Genomic DNA, 18,646 nt, shown 5'->3' with positions numbered 1-18,646 from the left:
CTGGCAGTTTTTTCGTATGCTCTGCACAGTGAATCGGAATATAAATGGAGAATTTTTCAAAAACTATTTCTCTTACTCTAAATAGTTGATATTCTAAGGTAAACATTACAACTATGGGGGAAAAGTATGGAGATCACCATTCGTTTTTCAGAAGAACAAGATTTTGAAAAGTTAATAGAGTTAGATCATCGTGTATGGGATGCTGCAACAACACCTGCTGATATTGTATGGAACTCTGTTAACGAATTTAGAGAAAGAAATCCTGAAGGCAGTCAAATTGTTGCAATTGTAAATGGAGACGTTGCAGGGTATTTAGGGTATCACGCTTCTACTCCTTTAAAAACCAATCAACACGTTATGGAAATTGATATAGCTGTAGACAAAATGTACCAAGGAATGGGAATTGGCAGGAAGCTGTTGGACAAAGCAATAGAGCTTGCGAAAGAAAGAGGAAACACGAAACTGTCACTACGTGTTTTGTCTACTAATAAAGGGGCGTTAATCTTTTATAAAAAATGCGGCTTTATTGAGCAAGGCAAATTAATAAAAGAGTTTTACATAGACGGGAATTATGTGGACGATGTTTTAATGTATAGGCTAATAGAGTAATAGTAAAAGTCTATATTTTCTCATTATTACAACATTATAAGATAGGTGATTTCTTCATTGCAAATCATAAGAAAAGGGGCTAAAATTCTCTGAGGAACGTTACATAGTTGAGGGGAAATTCACTATGATCATGCACGTGAAGGAGGTTGAGGTATGCCACGTTCTTTATGGTTACTTGTAATTGGTATGATGATTAATGTTACCGGAGCGTCATTTTTATGGCCGTTAAACACGATCTATATCCATGAACATCTAGGCAAGTCTTTAACTTTAGCTGGGATTGTCCTGATGCTTAATGCTGCTGCAGGTGTAATAGGAAATCTTGTTGGTGGTGTCTTGTTTGACAAGATTGGGGGATATAAATCTATTTTAATAGGTATCGTCATCACTTTGGTTTCAATTGTGATTTTGATGTTTAATCATAGCTGGCCTGTTTATATGTACTTGCTAATCTTTATTGGATTCGGTTCAGGTATTGTTTTTCCTGCTACATATGCTCTAGCCGGAACTGTTTGGCCAGAAGGTGGTAGAAAAGCCTTTAACTCTATTTATGTAGCACAAAATGTTGGTGTTGCAGCAGGAGCTTCGTTAGGAGGAATTGTTGCTAGCATCTCATTTAATTATATATTTGTAGCAAATGCAGCTTTGTATGCTGTTTTTTTCTTTGTAGCATTCTTCGGGTATCGAAATATTGATGGAGCAAATGCGAAGCAAACGTCGATTTTAAATGAAAAAACAGCTATAAAAAGTCGTCATAAGTTTACGGCTTTGATTATTTTGTGTACGGGTTATTTACTATGCTGGGTTGGTTATGTTCAATGGCCTTCAACCATCTCTTCTTACACACAAACACTAAATATTCCTATAAGCCAATACAGTCTTTTATGGACAATAAATGGCGCAATGATTGTGTTAGGTCAGCCACTTATTTCCATGTTTGTGAAACGCTTTGCTAAAACATTAAAAAGACAAATGATCATTGGATTTGTTGTGTTTATGTTTTCTTTTGTGATTGCTTCGTTTGCAGAGCAATTTACTGGATTTCTTGTTGCTATGGTTATTTTAACAATAGGAGAAATGCTTGTTTGGCCAGCAGTTCCTACAATTGCAAATGATTTAGCTCCTGTAGGTAGAGAAGGCTTTTATCAAGGATTTGTTAATAGTACTGCAACAGGTGGTAGAATGATTGGCCCTATACTTGGAGGTGTAATTGCAGACTATTACAATATGAACCTCTTATTTATAATTATTATTACTTTATTAGCAGTTGGTATCTTTACTACTTTTATTTATGATAAAAAGCTTAATGCTGTTATTGAAAAGAAAAGGTCTCAGGAACCCGATGTTTACGGGGTCTAAGCCCTTTTTTTTTTCTGAAATTTAGACTACTAACTTGTGATACGATAAGAGAAAAAATGATTAACAGGGGAAGGTAATATGTCATGATCAATCAACGTTTTCCTTACGCAAAGGAAATAATTGAAACTGTTATAGAAAACGCTTACGTTTGGATTGTTATAGTCGATGCTGATGGCATATTATCTATATGAATGACAATTATTGTCGTTTTTGTGAAGTAACAAAGGAAGAGGTTATTGGGAAGCATGTTACAGAAGTAATAGAAAATACAAGAATGCATATTGTTGTCAAAAACGGTGAAGAGGAAATTGCTGATCTTCAATATATTCGTGGTAATTATATGATTGCAAACCGGATTCCGATTATTGCTGACGGTAAGGTGGTTGGAGCGTTTGGTACCGTTATGTTTAGAGATACGAAGGAATGGAGTGAAATGAACTCACATGTTCGTCACCATTTGTCATCTATTCAATCGTTTATCGAACAGCAAGATGATACAGGAGCAAAATACACATTAAACGACATTCATTCAAAATCAGCCATTATGGCCGGGTTAAAGGAAAAAGTCAAATCAATTGCAGCAACTGATAGCTCAGTTCTCATTAGGGGAGAAAGTGGGACGGGAAAAGAATTATTTGCTCATAGCATCCATCTTTTAAGTCATAGAAGTGATAAGCCGTTTGTAAAGGTTAACTGTGGTGCGATCCCGGAGCATCTGCTTGAATCGGAATTATTCGGGTATGAAGATGGTGCTTTTACTGGAGCTAAAAAGGGCGGAAAAAAGGGGAAATTTCAGCAGGCTAATGGTGGAACCATTTTTTTAGATGAAATCGGTGATATGAGCTTGCAAATGCAGGTAAAGCTGCTTCGTGTTCTTCAGGAAAAAGAAGTCGAACCTGTAGGATCCACCAAAACAATACCTTTGGATGTTCGAGTTATTACTGCAACAAATAGACCATTGGAAGATTTGATGAAAACAAATGATTTCCGTAGTGATCTATATTACAGAATAAGTGTGATTCCTTTGTTTATTCCTCCCCTAAGAGAACGTAAGGAAGATTTAGAGGTTTTAGTTCGCCAATTTATCAAAAAGGTTTCAATTCGAACAGGAAAGAGAATTTCAATGATTCATGAAGATGTGATGGATACGTTTTACCATTATCATTGGCAAGGAAATATTCGTGAGCTAGAAAATGTTATTGAAGCTGCTATTCACTTAGCCAAATCAGATCTAATTACATTAGACTCTATTCCTGATTATATAAAACAATCAACAATTTATCATTCGAAATCAGAATCAGCATTAACATTAAAAGACATGCTAAATGATGCAGAAAAAGAAATTTTACTTAAAATGATTCAGAAATACAAAGGAGATAAAAAGGCCGCTGCTAAAGCGTTAGGAATCAGTAAGTCTAGTATGTATGAAAAAATTCAAAAATATGGTCTTGAATAAGTCCGAATATCCGGAATGCAGTCCAAGATTTTGGACTGCTCTTTTAATGCTTGAAAATAACCTTTAGGATGATGTGGACTAGCTATGATTTTTTAAAGTATTCCAGAAATCCGGAATAAGTATAGTAGAAAAAGAGTTATAACATAGCGGGTATTCTTTGATATGTAATTATTTACTCAGTTTATGCTTGTTGGCATACTTCTTGCTTTTATAATTGTGAAGTTGAAAGGAGGTATAAAATGCAGAATGTATATTTGTTGTTTAAAGAAAAGGTGCCTGGTGAATAAGGGAGTGTTCTAAAAAGGATTACTTAGAAATGAAAGCGGTTACCATTCTTAAGACTTATAGTCAAGCAAAGGGGGAAGACAGATGTTAAGTATGATTGGATTAATTGGTGGTTTAGCACTTTTAATTTTTTTAACAATGAGGGGTATGAACTTATTAGTAGCAGGTCCGTTATGTGCTTTATTTGTTGCTGTATTTAGTGGTTTACCACTTTTTCCACAATTAGTGGGAGAAGGTGAGGCAAATTTAGTAGGAAATTATATGACTGGTTTTTCTGGATTTATTGCTTCTTGGTATCTCATGTTTTTACTAGGGGCCATTTTTGGAAAAGTAATGGAAGATAGTGGGGCAGCAGATAGTGTCTCAAAATGGATTGTAAGTAAAATTGGGATGAAAAGAGCTGTACTTGCCATTGTTATTGCATGTGCGGTGTTAACATACGGTGGTGTTAGTTTATTCGTTGTCGCATTTTCTGTTTATCCAATGGCGGTTAGTTTATTTAGAGAAGCAGATCTGCCACGCCGCTTTATTCCAGCGGCACTCGCTTTTGGATCTGTTACCTTTACAATGACATCAGCAGGTTCACCAGAGATTCAAAACTGGATTCCGATTGAATATTTAGGTACTTCTCCGTATGCAGGGTGGGAAGTTAGTTTAATTGTTGCTGTGTTTATGATGGTATTTGGTTATTGGTGGCTAAGAAGAATGATTTCAAAAGCAGTAGCACGTGGTGAGAAATTTGTTGCAAGAGACAATGATCCTGTAAATGAACACAAAGCTTTACCAAATCCGTTATTTGGAGTAATTCCGTTATTTGTTGTGTTAGTTATTTCGTTTATTTTCCACGATTCCTTGCAGCAATCAGCATTAATTATTGCCTTACTAGGTGGAGTTATTGCTACTTATCTATTAAACCGTAAGTATTTTAAATCGTTCTGGAATGCTGTATCAGAAGGAACACTTGGAGCATTATTAGCCCTTGGGAACACAGCGGCAGTAGTAGGGTTTGGTGGTGTTGCAAAGGCGGTACCAGCATTTGAAGTAGCTGTAAATGCCATGACTAGTATTCCAGGAAGCCCGTTAATTGGTGGAGCTATTGCGGTCAGTGTGATTGCTGGTATGACAGGCTCAGCCTCTGGAGGTCAGGCCATTGCCTTACCATTACTAGCACCACACTATATGGATATGGGCGTGAATCCGGAGGCTTTACACCGGGTTGTGTCGATATCATCTGGTGCATTAGATTCTCTCCCACATAACGGATATGTTGTGACAACTGTTCGTGCAATTTGTGGAGAGTCTCATCAGGATGCATACAATCCTGTAGGTGCACTCACTGTCATTGTTCCGCTACTAGGCGTTGTTTTAGCAATTATATTATTTTCATTTGGATTAGGTATATAGAAACGGAGGTTGGTTATTTTGGTTCAGGCTCAAGTAGTACTACTAACAGGAGCAGCACAAGGCATAGGCTTTGAACTGGCTAGAGCTTTTGCGTTAGAAGGAGCAAAGGTTGTATTAACAGACTTGAATGAAGAGCAGGTTTTAATGAGTACAAAAGAATTGCAAAATCAAGGCTATGATGTGATTGGACTTAGATGTGATGTAACAAATGAACAAGACATTATTGATGTTGTGAAAAAAACGAAGGAGCATTATGGAAGAGTTGATACGCTAATAAATAATGCAGGTCTACAGCATGTTGCTCATATCGAGGATTTTCCGACTGAAAAATTCGAATTGCTAACAAAAGTTATGCTCGTAGCTCCTTTTGTCGCTACAAAACATGTTTTTCCGATTATGAAAGAACAAAAGTTTGGAAGAATTATAAATATGTCATCTATTAACGGATTAATAGGGTTTGCTGGTAAGGCTGCCTATAATAGTGCAAAGCATGGAGTTATTGGGTTAACAAAAGTGGCTGCTTTGGAAGGAGCACCACATGGAATTACCGTTAATGCAATCTGCCCTGGATACGTAGATACTCCGCTTGTGCGAAATCAGCTTCAAGATCTTGCTGATACAAGAAATGTACCTCTAGAAAATGTATTAGAAGAGGTTTTGTATCCGCTTATTCCGCAAAAAAGGCTGCTCTCTGTAAAAGAAGTTGCAGACTATACGATTTTCTTAACTAGTGAAAAGGCTGGTGGAGTAACAGGTCAGGCGGTCGTAATAGATGGTGGATATACAGTTCAATAGGAGAAATGGGACTTGCGAGAATGTTCGCAAGTCTCTTTATGTTGAAAGAAAAATCGTAAATGATGCCTATACTTGCATATCACGACAAATTTATATAAAATAATCTTAAATCTATATACGAAATGAACGGAGAAAAGGAATAGTAATTAGTGAAAATGTGCTCAGAGAGTTGACGGATGGTGAGAGTCAACCAGTTTTTGCTAATGAACTCGCCTTTGAGTTACAAATGTGAAAGAGAAATATATCAAGTAATATTTGTCGTCTATCCACGTTACGGATGTCAAAGTGGGCATAATCACACTATGCCAAAGTTGGGTGGTACCACGGGAATTAAGCCTCTCGTCCCTGTTTGGGATGCGGGGTTTTTTCGTTTTTATGGACTTTAGAAAGCTTTGACCCGTTCAACAGGTTATAAAATAAATTAAGAGCAAGCTTTAAGGAGGAAAACAGATGAGCTTCAATCATCAAGAGATTGAAAAGAAATGGCAAGATTATTGGTTACATAATAAAACATTTAAAACAACAGAAGATACAGAAAAACCGAAGTTCTATGCATTGGACATGTTCCCATATCCATCAGGAGCGGGCCTCCATGTAGGACATCCTGAAGGATATACAGCAACAGACATTTTATCTCGTATGAAACGTATGCAAGGGTATAATGTTCTTCATCCAATGGGGTGGGATGCATTTGGTTTACCTGCTGAACAGTACGCGCTTGATACAGGAAATGACCCTGCTGAATTTACAAAGCAAAACATTGATAATTTCAGAAGACAAATTCAAGCACTAGGGTTTTCCTATGATTGGGATCGCGAAGTAAATACAACAGATCCTGAATATTACAAATGGACTCAATGGATCTTTTTGCAGCTTTATAAAAAAGGTTTGGCTTATGTAGATGAAGTACCTGTAAACTGGTGCCCTGCGTTAGGTACCGTTTTAGCAAATGAAGAAGTTATTGATGGGAAAAGTGAGCGTGGAGGTCATCCAGTTGAGCGACGTCCAATGAAGCAATGGATGCTGAAAATTACAGCATATGCTGACCGTCTTCTTGAAGACTTAGAAGACGTTGACTGGCCAGAAAGCATTAAAGATATGCAGCGTAACTGGATTGGCCGTTCTGAAGGTGCTCATGTAACATTTGATATTGAGGGACATGATGAAACATTTACTGTTTTCACTACTCGTCCTGATACATTATTTGGTGCAACATACGCTGTTTTAGCTCCAGAGCATTCTTTTATTGAAAAAATTACAACTGAGGATCAAAAACAAGCAGTTGAGGCCTATATTGACGAAGTAAAACATAAGAGTGATTTAGAACGTACAGAGCTTTCAAAAGATAAAACAGGCGTATTTACAGGTGCTTATGCTATTAACCCTGTAAACGGTGAAAAAATGCCAATATGGATTGCAGATTATGTACTTGTAACTTACGGTACTGGTGCGATTATGGCAGTTCCTGCACATGATGAGCGAGACTATGAATTTGCTGTAAAGTTTGATCTTCCGATTAAAGAAGTTGTGAGTGGTGGAGACGTGACGAAGGAAGCATACACTGGTGACGGTGAACACGTTAACTCTGATTTCTTAAACGGACTTGGCAAACAAGAAGCAATTGAAAAAGCGATCGCATGGCTTGAACAAAACAAAAAAGGTGAAAAGAAAGTAACTTACCGTCTTCGTGACTGGTTATTCAGCCGTCAACGTTATTGGGGTGAGCCAATTCCAATTATTCATTGGGAAGATGGTACAATGTCTGCTGTTCCAGAAGAAGAACTTCCACTTGTATTACCAAAAACAACAGAAATTAGACCATCTGGAACAGGGGAATCACCACTTGCAATTATTGATGATTTTGTAAATGTTGTTGATCCTGTAACAGGTAAAAAAGGTCGTCGTGAAACAAATACAATGCCGCAATGGGCTGGAAGCTGCTGGTATTACCTACGTTACATCGATCCAAAAAACAGCGAAGCTCTTGCAGATGATGCAAAGTTAAAGCAATGGTTACCTGTTGATATTTATATCGGTGGAGCAGAGCACGCAGTTCTTCACTTATTGTACGCTCGCTTTTGGCATAAGTTTTTATATGATATCGGTGTTGTTCCAACGAAAGAGCCATTCCAAAAGCTATTTAACCAAGGAATGATTCTTGGTGAAAACAATGAAAAAATGAGTAAATCTAAAGGAAATGTTGTGAATCCGGATGAGATTGTTTCATCACATGGTGCGGACACACTTCGTCTTTATGAAATGTTTATGGGACCATTAGAAGCATCAATTGCCTGGTCGACAACAGGTCTTGATGGAGCAAGACGTTTCTTAGATCGCGTATGGCGTTTATTCATTGAAGATAATGGTGAGTTAAGTCCAAAGGTTGTTGATGAAACAAGCGATGCTCTTGAACGCGTTTATCATCAAACGGTGAAAAAAGTATCAGAAGATTTGGAAGGACTACGCTTTAATACAGCTATTTCACAGCTTATGGTCTTCATTAATGAAGCATATAAACAAACAGTGCTTCCAAAAGAGTATGTGGAAGGTGTTGTGAAACTTCTATCTCCAATTGCGCCTCATTTAGCAGAAGAGCTATGGAGCAAATTAGGCCACAGCAGCACGATTTCTTATGAAGCATGGCCATCATTTGATGAAGCGAAACTTGTAGAAAATGAAGTGGAAATCGTTGTTCAGGTAAACGGAAAAGTCCGTGCAAAGCTTTTAGTAGCAAAAGATGTTACAAAAGATCAGTTAGAACAAATTGCGCTGGACGATGACCGTGTGAAAGAACATGTAGAAGGAAAAACAATACGTAAAGTAATTGCCGTACCTGGTAAGCTTGTGAATATTGTAGCGAACTAGTACGTGTTTTGGAATTGGCAAGTCCGGCTCATTGTGAGTCGGGCTTGTTTGTTTGTTTGTGCATGTCGTGGATTGTCGAAAAACTAATATTTGGTCAAAATTAGCAAATAAATCATATAAATTGACTAATAAATTAAGCAAAATATCAAATATATCTCTAAAAGCGTCAAATAAAGAAATTCAGCAAACTAGCACCTCACAAACTACTTTGATATAATGCAACTATTAAAACTGAAAGGGTGTACATAATGTCTGAATTTAAAGAAATTTCTCCTGAAGAGGTACAAAAAAGATTAGAAAATGGGGAAAAGCTTGAGCTAATAGATGTTCGTGAAGACGAAGAAGTAGAAGCAGGCATGATTCCGCAAGCGAAGCATATTCGTATGAATGATATTCCGGAGCATTTAGATGCACTTGATAAAGATAAAGAAACGATTTACATTTGTCGCTCAGGTGGAAGAAGTGGAAATGTTTGTGCTTATCTACAAGACAAAGGATACGATGTTGTTAACATGACTGGTGGCATGCTTGATTATAAAGGTGAAACAAAGCCGAAGAGTCAACTAGCTTAAAATAAAAAACTGCTTGTCTTATAAATGACGAGCAGTTTTTTATTTTACTTTTCCCGGTAAATAACAAGAGCTGAGTAACAATAGATTTGTTCTCCATCCTCGTCTATGGATACTGATACGCTGAACTTTATATCTCTAACCTGATTTTCTCCAAGGTTCGCTAGAAATCCATTGATTTCTTCTTCTAGATCTTTTTCGTGTTCTTCATCAAAAAGCGCCACTTTTAACATCATGATCACTTCCTAATTTCCATTTTAATAATTTGTATGACAGCTTGTCTAAATTTATTACTAGAATGGAGAAGTGATTTTATTCTTTAGAGTAAATAGCAGCATTTGATCCAGCAAGTCGGCCGGTTACTAAAGCTGATGTAATATTATAGCCACCTGTATATCCGTGTATATCTAGTATCTCACCACAGAAATATAACCCCGCTTTTAGTTTGGATGACATTTCCTTCGGGTGAATTTCTTTTACAGATACACCACCTCCGGTTACAAATGCTTTCTCAATTGATAGTGTACCATGGACTTGAAATTGAAATTGCTTGCAATCTTGTACAAAAGAGCGCAATTTTTCATTTGATAGATTATCATACGTAACTAACGAATCAATTTGATTTTTTTCCAACAAAAAGAGTAAATACCGTTCAGGTAGCAATCCTTTTAACACATTTTTTATTGCTTTTTTTGAATCCTGTTTTAAATCTTTAACAATTGATTGAAAAAGCTGTTCCTCTTTTTGATCAGGCAGGGCATCAATACTAACAGTAATCGCATTTGTTTTGAACTTTTTCATAGCCTTGACCACATATTGACTACATCTTAAAACAGCTGGACCTGATATTCCGAAGTGAGTGAAAATCATATCCATTTTATGGGTAATAATTGTTTTTCCTTTTGGATTAAGAACACTGAGTGCCACATCACGTAAAGAGAGTCCTTGTAGAGCTTTTTCCTGAATAAATGGTTCATTTGATGTAATTGGTACTTCAGTTGGAAACAATTCCGTAATCGTATGTCCGGCATTTTCAGCCCAGGCATATCCATCACCTGTACTCCCGGTATGTGGCACGCTTTTTCCGCCAACAGCTAGTACAACTGCCCTTGTTAAAATTGTTTCTCCGTTAACGAGTACAATACTTGTTACCTTTTCCGCATCGTATATCACTTCTTTTACAGGTTCATTTGTACGTATTTCCACATTTAAACGCTTTAATTCGCTAATTAGTGCATCAACGACAGATTGCGCTTTGTCCGTGACAGGAAACATTCGACCATGATCTTCTTCTTTTAATTGAATACCTAGATTTTCAAAAAAACGGATAATATCTTCATTGCTGAATTCTGAGAAAGCACTATATAAAAAACGGCCATTTCCGGGTATATGTTTAATAATCTCATCTATCGGCAATCTATTTGTTACATTACAACGACCACCACCTGATATGGCAAGCTTTCTTCCTAGTTTATTTCCTTTATCTAATAGAAGTACACGAGCCCCTTTTTCTCCTGCAGCAATTGAGGCCATTAATCCTGATGGGCCTCCACCAATTACAACTACATCATAATTCATCTAATTCACACCTTTTTTACTTGTCTGCTACCATATTATATCTGAAGAACGTAAAAAGTAAAAAGTGATGAAAAATAATGATGAATCACAATGCTTATGGTATATATGTGGGTTTATGGTAAAATAGAAAAGTTGAATCTTCATAGAGAAGAATGGTGAGTAAGAAAAATGTCTAATAATTTGCTACGAGGAACGTTCGTATTAACATTAGGTACATACATATCAAGAATTTTAGGAATGATTTATTTAATTCCTTTTGCTGCGATGGTGGGAACAACTGGTGGAGGATTGTTTCATGCAGGTTATGCACAATATACAATTTTTTTAAGTGTTGCAACAGCAGGGTTTCCAGCAGCAGTATCTAAATTTGTTTCAAAATATAATGCTTTAGGGGATTATCAAACGAGCCGAAGGATGTTTAAGGCAGGCATACTTGTTATGCTCATAACTGGCTTACTTGCTTTTGCTATCTTATATATGCTGGCACCATGGTTTGCAATTGCTGCACTTGCTGAAAGAGAGCTTAATGGAGTAACCGTTGAAGATGCAACTCTTGTCATCAGAATGGTGAGCATTGCGCTTATTATTGTTCCACTAATGAGCTTAATAAGGGGCTTCTTTCAGGGGCACCAATCTATGGGACCTACAGCAGTTTCGCAGGTTGTTGAACAGCTTGTCAGAATTGTCTTTTTGTTAGTTTCCACTTACATCGTGATGAATGTATTAAATGGTGGACTTGTTTTGGCAGTTGGCTATGCTACATTTGCTGCGTTTGTTGGAGCAGTAGGCGGGTTAGTTGTTTTGTTTATCTATTGGGTGAAACGAAAGGGTACACTCTTAGCTATGCAGGACAATCCAATTGAAGCCGAACCAATGCCACTCGGCAGAATGTTTAAGGAAGTATTTCGTTATGCTGGTCCATTTGTTTTTGTTGGATTGGCAATTCCTATTTATAATTACATCGATACCTTGACTTTTAACCGTGCGATGTTAAGTACTGGAAATGAACAGTCATATACAATGGATATGTTTTCTGTGTTACTTCTTTATGTGCCAAAATTAGTGATGATTCCTGTATCATTAGCTACAGCTTTTGGGTTAACACTGATTCCAACTATTACAGAGTCTTTCTCAAATAATAATCGAGGCTTACTACATAAACAGATTGATCAAACTTTACAGGTGATTATGTTACTTGTTTTACCTGCTGTGATTGGTCTTTCTGTTTTAGCGGGACCGGCCTATAATGTGTTCTACGCGGGAACATCAGAAGAAATTGGGAAGCATATTTTAATGTGGTATGCCCCTGTAGCATTGCTTTTCTCTCTTTTTACAGTGAATGCAGCAATCTTACAAGGTATTAATAAACAAAAGCTTGCGGTGATTAGCTTAGTCATAGGTTTAATTGTGAAGCTTTCTATAAACGTTACGTTAATTGAGCTATATGAAGGAGTAGGCTCAATTATCGCAACGGCAGCAGGCTACATTGTATCGTTAATCTATGGATTTGCGATGATTAAACGCCATGCAGGTTATTCCTTTAGGCTTCTAATTAAGAGGTCGTTATTAATTACAATACTATGTATCTTCATGGGACTTGTTGTTTCCGTCGTATTTTCTATACTAAGTATTTTTATTAATTATGCAGATAGTCGTATGAATGCTGTTATTGTTGTTGGCATCGCCGTCGTAGTAGGTGGAGCAACATATGCCTACTTAACATATCGATCTCATTTGTTAGAAAAATTATTAGGAAACCGTTTAAACCGTTTTTTACCAAGTAAAAAACGATCAGTTGAATAGGTTGGTTTATACTAAATAAGTTAAAGATAACAAAGAACTCGGATCCTCCGAGTTTTTTTACTAAAGGTTGTTTCTGTTAAATTCTTTGATTTAAACTATCAAAACGATAGTGGAATGAAGCGGAAGACAATTGACTCCTGCGGGAGCTAGAGGAAAGGCTGAGACCCCGCAGGCAAAGCCGAGGAGGCTCAGCTTCCTCCCCGCGGAAAGCAATTGTCTGGAGCGCAATGGAACGAACCTGTTCTTAGGTTAAATGTAAAAAAACGCCAAGATATCAACAAATAGACTTAATCAAAAAATCTTGGATCATCAGGAGGTCTTACATAATATGAGAATTGATAAATTATTAGCAAATATAGGCTTTGGAAGCCGAAAAGAAGTAAAACAATTACTTAAAACAGGAGCTGTAAAGGTTGAAGGAGAACCAATAAAGGATCCAAAAACACATGTGGATCCTGATCATCAACACATTACAGTAAATGAAGAAAAAGTTGAATACAAAGAATTCGTTTACTTACTAATGAATAAGCCGGCAGGATATTTATCCGCAACAGAAGATGAGTATCAAGAAACAGTCATTGATTTATTGGAAATGGAAGACGCTGTTTATCAACCGTTTCCAGTTGGTCGTCTTGATAAAGATACGGAAGGGCTATTGCTTTTGACGAACGATGGACAACTTTCACATCAACTGCTGTCACCAAAAAAACATGTTCCAAAAACATATTATGCAGTCATATTAGGTGAAGTAACTGAAGAGGACATCGAGGCATTTAAGAATGGTGTAACATTGGATGATGGTTATTTAACAAAGCCTGCTATACTTGAAATTCTAACAGCGGGGAATCAATCGACCATTCATATTACCATAACAGAAGGTAAATTTCATCAAGTGAAACGTATGTTTGAATCTGTAGGAAAAAAAGTAACATATTTAAAAAGAATATCGATGGGACCAATTGTTTTAGATGAGGATGAATTAAAAATAGGGGAATATCGCGATCTAACAGATGAAGAAATAGAGGAATTAAGAAATGCTAAACCGATAGAATTATAAAAACATTTAGGCAAAAAGGAGGAACCTTGATCATAAGGTTCCTTATTTTATGTATATAGGAATATTTATTTTTGATCTTACGAAGACATCTTAACTTTCTTCTTTGTAGTGGCCCATTTACCTCTTGTTGGGCTGTGAACCAAATCGTTATATGCTAACACATTTAAATCACGTTGTATGGTTCTCGGTGTAATACCAAATTCGTCAACGAGTTGCTGTGTCGTCACAGTTCCCCGCTCATTAATAAACATGTAGACTGATTTGATTCTGGTTAGCATACGGTTTGTTGAAGGTTTCAAAAAACCACTCCTTATCGTTTGATCGCACTGGCCATGCCTACTACAACCTTTCGATGACTGCTCTTTCAGATGTCACTTCATACATATTTAGTTTTATGCGGTAAAACGTTACAACAATATTTTACACGATTTCGACAGTAATAATCCATAGAAAAGTTTCAATTTACACAATATTAACATTTTTATTTTAAGATAAACAAGCACGCGCGTACTTAACACAATAAATCTATATGCCTATCGTTCTGAATAGTATGACAATAAAGTGGGGTTTTTTTTAGTTTTTTGAATCTTTTTCCATCTATCGAGCGTATTAAATGAAACAAGGAGGATCAAAGATGAGTATTTTAGCAGTAAAAATTGAAGAAGCAGGCTATGAAGAAAAACATCCTGTTATTCGGGGAATTGATTTTCATTTACATAAAGGAGAATGGATTGGTTTAATCGGTCCAAATGGTGCAGGTAAAAGTACAACAATAAAGACTTTATTGGGTGTAATGGAATATGTGAAAGGAGCGATATACAAGCAACCATTAAGCAAATATGCATATATACCTGAAAAACCTATATTCTATGATCATTTAACATTGTGGGAGCATTTGGACCTCCTGGCTGCAGTTAATGGAATCAGTGATAGGATGTTAATAGAAAGAGCTAATCTCTACTTAAATGCTTTTAAAATGGAAAAAGTGAAACATGAGATGCCATCCACCTTTTCCAAAGGAATGCAGCAAAAAGTAATGATCATACAAGCTCTTGTCTTACAGCCAGATTATTATATTGTTGATGAGCCTTTTATAGGTCTTGATCCGAGCGCCACTAAAATGTTTTTAACTGTTATGGAAGGAGAAAAAAATCGCGGTGCCGCTATCTTAATGTCAACTCACGTTTTGGACACGGCTGAAAAAATATGTGATCGGTTTTTACTAGTATCAGGGGGTACAATGGTCGCTCAAGGAACAATTGAGGAAATTCAGGTAAGTACAGACCTACCTGGTGCTTCTTTACTTGACTGCTTCAATAAAGTTGAGGAAGGCAGGTAAAGAAAAATGAGAGGAAGCACAATTTGGTGGAGGCGCTTGAAACAAGATTGGCTTTATCAATTTAAAGTTATTCGTACTGTCTTTGATTGGACGATCATTGTTTATCTTCTTATCCCATTCTTGGCTTTTTTAGGTATAACCTATTACTCCTGGTGGAACTCGTTGCCTGGTTGGCTTGAGGGAGTGCCATATGAAGTTCTTTTTCTTTTTTGTTTTTTGTTGTGCTGGCAAGGTACCATTCGAACGTTTATGGAAGAAGCCGATCAACTTACACTATTACAATTGTCAAAGATTATGACGGAAATAAGGTATATAGGGGTCATTTACTCTTGGATCTTACTACTTCTTAAGTGGTTACTACTTTTTGTTTGGTTATATCCGTTATTAAACCATTACGATGATCTAACTTTTTATCAGTTACTTGTTACTTCTCTATTCTTTTTTAGTTTAAATTTATTACTTACAACTTACAAACAAGTTGTTTACAAGTTTGGATTTTGGAAGAAGCTGATCATTGAATTAGTTGTTACTTGTTTCATTTTGATTTTGTGTTTTGCTATTATCTTTAAGCCTATTCATCCGTTAATTATAGGGATTGCTCTCATTTTTTTCTGCTTATCATTATGGCAAGTGAAGGAATATCAATCTCAAATAAAAACATTCTATGATGATGTTGAAAAAGAACAAAAAAATAAAGTAAAATATATAAAGTTTATGTTTACTGTGAATCCAGAAGTCACAATGCCACAAGTAAAAAAGCAAAAGAAAAGGTCTTGGATATTATGGAGGAATTCCGCAAGAATTTTTCAGAAAAGATCACCTGAAAATGGGGTAACAGAGCTGTTTATGAAATCATTTCTTCGTGATAAAGGGAATCTACTGCAATATTTTCAGGTTATATCTGTTACATCATTTATCATATTCACTACACCTATATGGATAAAATGGTTAGTAACAATCGTCTTTTACTTTTTCTTTAGAGAATGGATTGTACTGATGTTTAAAGAAATCGTTAAACAGAACCCATATCTGTCAGTTGACTATGGAGAAAAGAATTATATGTTTATAGCTCAGAAAAAATGTGAAAACCGATTCGTTTACCCAGGTGTTTGCATCGTAATCTTAGTAGCTAGTTTGTCAACAGTGTTTACTATCTTGCTTTAAAAGAGCTCAATCAGTTAGAACTTTTTCTTAATTCGTGCTAGGCTATATATAGAAAAAAAGCTTACATTTTTTAAGCAAGCAGCATACAAATAGCTATTACATATTATACATACGTAGGCAACGGACTAATCGGAGGTATCAAGGTGATTATTTTAAAAAGTAAACGAGAAATTGAACTCATGCATAAAGCAGGTCAATTGCTGGCAAATTGTCATAAAGAAATTGCGAAAAGAATCAAGCCAGGGATCACAACACTTGAAATTGATGCATTTGTAGAACAGTATCTAAAACAACATGGTGCAACCCCTGAACAAAAAGGTTACAAAGGCTATGAATTTGCAACATGTGCATCAATAAATGATGAAATTTGCCATGGTTTCCCGAGAAACACCCCATTACAAAATGGTGATATCGTCACAATTGATATGGTTGTAAATTTGAATGGCGCACTTGCTGACTCAGCCTGGTCGTATGCTGTAGGAGATGTTTCACCACAAGCGGCTAATCTATTACATGTTACGGAGGAAGCCTTAAACAAGGCAATTGAACAGTCTGTTATTGGAAACAGACTAGGAGATATTGGTCACGCTATTCAATCTTATGTTGAAGGTGAAGGGTATTCAGTTGTTAGAGATTTTACAGGTCATGGAATTGGAAGAACCATTCATGAACCACCAACAGTCCTTCATTATGGTGAGCCTAATAAAGGTCAACGCCTTAAAGAAGGTATGGTTATCACCATTGAACCGATGGTGAATATCGGGGCATGGGAGTCGAAAATGGACGATAACAAATGGACAGCAAGAACAATAGACGGAAGTTTATCAGCACAATATGAACACACAATTGCGATAACAAAAGACGGTCCAATTATTTTAACGAGACAATAACTATAATTTTCTAATAAAAAAGCGAAATGAATCAATAGGATTCATTTCGCTTTTTTTAGTGCCCTCCAATAAAGGCTAGTTGAATGAAAAAGAGAACGGCAAAAATATAAACAAAAATGTGAACTTCTTTCCATTTCCCTTTTGCAATTTTCATTAATGGATATGAAATGAAGCCAAGTGCAATTCCAGTAGCAATACTTGATGTTAGTGGCATGCTTAAAACAACTAAAAAGGCCGGGAACGCTTCGTCAAGCTCTTTCCAATTGATTTCTGCAATAGCCCCCATCATTAAGCTCCCGACAATAATTAATGCTGGTGCAGTAATTGCTGAGATCCCTGAAACTGCTCCAATTAAAGGACTGAAAAATAACGTAAGACCGAATAGGGCTGAAACAGTTAACGTTGTTAAGCCTGTTCTTCCCCCTGCTGCAACACCTGCAGAAGATTCAATGTAAGCACTAGTTGGACTTGTTCCAAACATTGCACCAATTGTTGTAGCAGCTGAATCTGCTAGAAGCGCCGTACGAGCTCTCGGTAATTCATTGCCCTTCATAAGCCCTGCCTGTTGGGCCACACCAATCATTGTTCCTGTTGTATCAAAAATGGTTACAAGTAAGAAAGAAAATACAACGGCATATAAGCCATGTGATATGACATCTGTTAAAGCTGAAAATGGATTTGTAATAATCAATCCTTCAGGCAAGCTTGGGAATGACATAAATCCTTGATCAAATGATAATTGACCTGTGAAAAAGGCAATAAACCCGGTGATAACCATACCAACGAATAGCGCACCATGAACATTTAGGCTCATTAATATTAATGTTATAGCCAAGCCAATTAATGCTAACACAACAGATGGAGAGTGAAGATCACCTAATGCCACTAAATTGTTTGGATCTGCTGTGACAATTCCAGTTAAACGAAGACCGATAAACGCAATGAAAAGACCAATACCAGCTGTGATTCCATGCTTTAAATTGCTCGGTATTGCTTCAATTAATTTCTTTCGAAACGGAGTTAGCGAAAGGATGACAAAAAGTATTCCGGCAATAAAAACAGCAGAGAAGGCTGTTGTATATGAAATATTTTCATTTGCTCCAACAACGGAATAGGCAAAGTATGCATTTAATCCCATCCCCGGTGCAATTGCAATTGGATAATTTGCTGATAGGGCCATCCAAAGTGTACCTATTATTGTCGCAATGATTGTTGCTGTAAAGACTTGGTCGAATGGAACTCCTGCATCTGCCAAAATAATTGGATTCACGACAACGATATATACCATAGTTAAAAACGTTGTGATTCCAGCTAAAATTTCGGTTCGGGCATTTGTTCTGTTTTCTGATAACTTAAACATATGTACCTCCGATTTTTTACGAACGTTTTTTCAAAACATTTATAATAATATTCGTTTTTAATTTATATTGCAATAGTTTTCTTCACATTGTTCCTAACAATCCATTTATATTT

The 18,646-nt window shown here is 36.5% G+C and carries 15 protein-coding genes, 1 pseudogene and 1 other annotated feature; of the genes and pseudogenes, 12 read left to right on the top strand and 4 right to left on the bottom strand.

The window, feature by feature from the left end:
- Positions 1-126 precede the first annotated feature (126 nt).
- The 7 genes and pseudogenes from LPC09_RS19335 to LPC09_RS19305 all read left to right on the top strand — a co-directional run bounded on the left by LPC09_RS19335 (position 127) and on the right by LPC09_RS19305 (position 9,345).
- Positions 127-609, top strand: a complete 483-nt coding sequence (locus LPC09_RS19335; RefSeq protein ID WP_231308055.1) for a GNAT family N-acetyltransferase — start codon at positions 127-129, stop codon at positions 607-609.
- A 153-nt stretch (positions 610-762) separates the two neighbouring features.
- The gene (locus tag LPC09_RS19330) at positions 763-1,968 is read left to right on the top strand and encodes an MDR family MFS transporter (protein WP_231308054.1); all 1,206 of its coding nucleotides are present in this window, start codon (positions 763-765) and stop codon (positions 1,966-1,968) included.
- 83 nt (positions 1,969-2,051) lie between these two features.
- Positions 2,052-3,424, top strand: a pseudogene (locus LPC09_RS19325) (sigma-54 interaction domain-containing protein).
- A gap of 369 nt (positions 3,425-3,793) precedes the next feature.
- On the top strand, positions 3,794-5,113 hold the full coding sequence (locus LPC09_RS19320; protein WP_231308053.1) for a GntP family permease: 1,320 nt from the start codon (positions 3,794-3,796) through the stop codon (positions 5,111-5,113).
- A gap of 18 nt (positions 5,114-5,131) precedes the next feature.
- The gene (locus tag LPC09_RS19315) at positions 5,132-5,908 is read left to right on the top strand and encodes a 3-hydroxybutyrate dehydrogenase (RefSeq protein WP_231308052.1); all 777 of its coding nucleotides are present in this window, start codon (positions 5,132-5,134) and stop codon (positions 5,906-5,908) included.
- Positions 5,909-6,028: 120 nt separating this feature from the next.
- Positions 6,029-6,258 (top strand) — a binding site (T-box leader).
- A 100-nt stretch (positions 6,259-6,358) separates the two neighbouring features.
- Entirely contained in the window at positions 6,359-8,773 is a 2,415-nt protein-coding gene (gene leuS, locus LPC09_RS19310) for a leucine--tRNA ligase (protein WP_231308051.1), read from the top strand.
- A 248-nt stretch (positions 8,774-9,021) separates the two neighbouring features.
- The gene (locus LPC09_RS19305; protein WP_121663110.1) at positions 9,022-9,345 is read left to right on the top strand and encodes a rhodanese-like domain-containing protein; all 324 of its coding nucleotides are present in this window, start codon (positions 9,022-9,024) and stop codon (positions 9,343-9,345) included.
- A gap of 44 nt (positions 9,346-9,389) precedes the next feature.
- Here the strand turns inward: LPC09_RS19305 and LPC09_RS19300 are convergent, their stop codons facing one another.
- Positions 9,390-9,575, bottom strand: coding sequence for a sporulation protein Cse60 (locus LPC09_RS19300; protein ID WP_098794947.1), 186 nt, complete (start codon positions 9,573-9,575; stop codon positions 9,390-9,392).
- A 79-nt stretch (positions 9,576-9,654) separates the two neighbouring features.
- Complete coding sequence (locus LPC09_RS19295; protein WP_231308050.1) at positions 9,655-10,920, bottom strand: BaiN/RdsA family NAD(P)/FAD-dependent oxidoreductase; 1,266 nt, start codon at positions 10,918-10,920, stop codon at positions 9,655-9,657.
- Between the two features lie 168 nt (positions 10,921-11,088).
- Between LPC09_RS19295 and LPC09_RS19290 the strand changes: the two genes are divergently transcribed.
- Both LPC09_RS19290 and LPC09_RS19285 read left to right on the top strand, forming a co-directional pair.
- Positions 11,089-12,723: a putative polysaccharide biosynthesis protein gene (locus LPC09_RS19290; protein ID WP_231308049.1), complete on the top strand. Its 1,635-nt coding sequence runs from the start codon at positions 11,089-11,091 to the stop codon at positions 12,721-12,723.
- Positions 12,724-13,051: 328 nt separating this feature from the next.
- Complete coding sequence (locus tag LPC09_RS19285) at positions 13,052-13,780, top strand: pseudouridine synthase (protein ID WP_231308048.1); 729 nt, start codon at positions 13,052-13,054, stop codon at positions 13,778-13,780.
- A 77-nt stretch (positions 13,781-13,857) separates the two neighbouring features.
- On the opposite strand, the gene LPC09_RS19280 is transcribed toward LPC09_RS19285, so the two are convergent.
- Positions 13,858-14,079 (bottom strand): DeoR family transcriptional regulator, encoded by a 222-nt coding sequence (locus LPC09_RS19280; protein ID WP_046590011.1) that lies wholly within the window; start codon positions 14,077-14,079, stop codon positions 13,858-13,860.
- A gap of 335 nt (positions 14,080-14,414) precedes the next feature.
- On the opposite strand from LPC09_RS19280, the gene LPC09_RS19275 reads away from it, so the two are divergent.
- From LPC09_RS19275 to map, 3 genes are all read left to right on the top strand, one after another.
- Positions 14,415-15,119 (top strand): ABC transporter ATP-binding protein, encoded by a 705-nt coding sequence (locus LPC09_RS19275; RefSeq protein ID WP_231308047.1) that lies wholly within the window; start codon positions 14,415-14,417, stop codon positions 15,117-15,119.
- A 6-nt stretch (positions 15,120-15,125) separates the two neighbouring features.
- Positions 15,126-16,283 carry an ABC transporter permease gene (locus LPC09_RS19270; protein WP_269217400.1) on the top strand — a complete coding sequence of 386 codons (1,158 nt, stop codon included), beginning with the start codon at positions 15,126-15,128 and terminating at the stop codon, positions 16,281-16,283.
- A gap of 143 nt (positions 16,284-16,426) precedes the next feature.
- Positions 16,427-17,173, top strand: a complete 747-nt coding sequence (gene map, locus LPC09_RS19265) for a type I methionyl aminopeptidase (protein WP_098794953.1) — start codon at positions 16,427-16,429, stop codon at positions 17,171-17,173.
- Positions 17,174-17,228: 55 nt separating this feature from the next.
- Here the strand turns inward: map and LPC09_RS19260 are convergent, their stop codons facing one another.
- The gene (locus LPC09_RS19260) at positions 17,229-18,533 is read right to left on the bottom strand and encodes an NCS2 family permease (RefSeq protein ID WP_098794954.1); all 1,305 of its coding nucleotides are present in this window, start codon (positions 18,531-18,533) and stop codon (positions 17,229-17,231) included.
- Positions 18,534-18,646: the final 113 nt, after the last annotated feature.

The sequence above is a fragment of the Metabacillus sp. B2-18 genome (assembly GCF_021117275.1).
Lineage (GTDB): Bacteria > Bacillota > Bacilli > Bacillales > Bacillaceae > Metabacillus.
This window is presented reverse-complemented; position numbering and strand designations above follow the sequence as displayed.

Coding starts and splice junctions, on each gene's coding strand:
- LPC09_RS19335 (WP_231308055.1), top strand. CDS start 127: ATGGAGATCACCATTCGTTTTTCAGAAGAACAAGATTTTGAAAAGTTA.
- LPC09_RS19330 (WP_231308054.1), top strand. CDS start 763: ATGCCACGTTCTTTATGGTTACTTGTAATTGGTATGATGATTAATGTT.
- LPC09_RS19320 (WP_231308053.1), top strand. CDS start 3,794: ATGTTAAGTATGATTGGATTAATTGGTGGTTTAGCACTTTTAATTTTT.
- leuS (WP_231308051.1), top strand. CDS start 6,359: ATGAGCTTCAATCATCAAGAGATTGAAAAGAAATGGCAAGATTATTGG.
- LPC09_RS19305 (WP_121663110.1), top strand. CDS start 9,022: ATGTCTGAATTTAAAGAAATTTCTCCTGAAGAGGTACAAAAAAGATTA.
- LPC09_RS19300 (WP_098794947.1), bottom strand. CDS start 9,575: ATGTTAAAAGTGGCGCTTTTTGATGAAGAACACGAAAAAGATCTAGAA.
- LPC09_RS19295 (WP_231308050.1), bottom strand. CDS start 10,920: ATGAATTATGATGTAGTTGTAATTGGTGGAGGCCCATCAGGATTAATG.
- LPC09_RS19290 (WP_231308049.1), top strand. CDS start 11,089: ATGTCTAATAATTTGCTACGAGGAACGTTCGTATTAACATTAGGTACA.
- LPC09_RS19285 (WP_231308048.1), top strand. CDS start 13,052: ATGAGAATTGATAAATTATTAGCAAATATAGGCTTTGGAAGCCGAAAA.
- LPC09_RS19275 (WP_231308047.1), top strand. CDS start 14,415: ATGAGTATTTTAGCAGTAAAAATTGAAGAAGCAGGCTATGAAGAAAAA.
- LPC09_RS19270 (WP_269217400.1), top strand. CDS start 15,126: ATGAGAGGAAGCACAATTTGGTGGAGGCGCTTGAAACAAGATTGGCTT.
- LPC09_RS19260 (WP_098794954.1), bottom strand. CDS start 18,533: ATGTTTAAGTTATCAGAAAACAGAACAAATGCCCGAACCGAAATTTTA.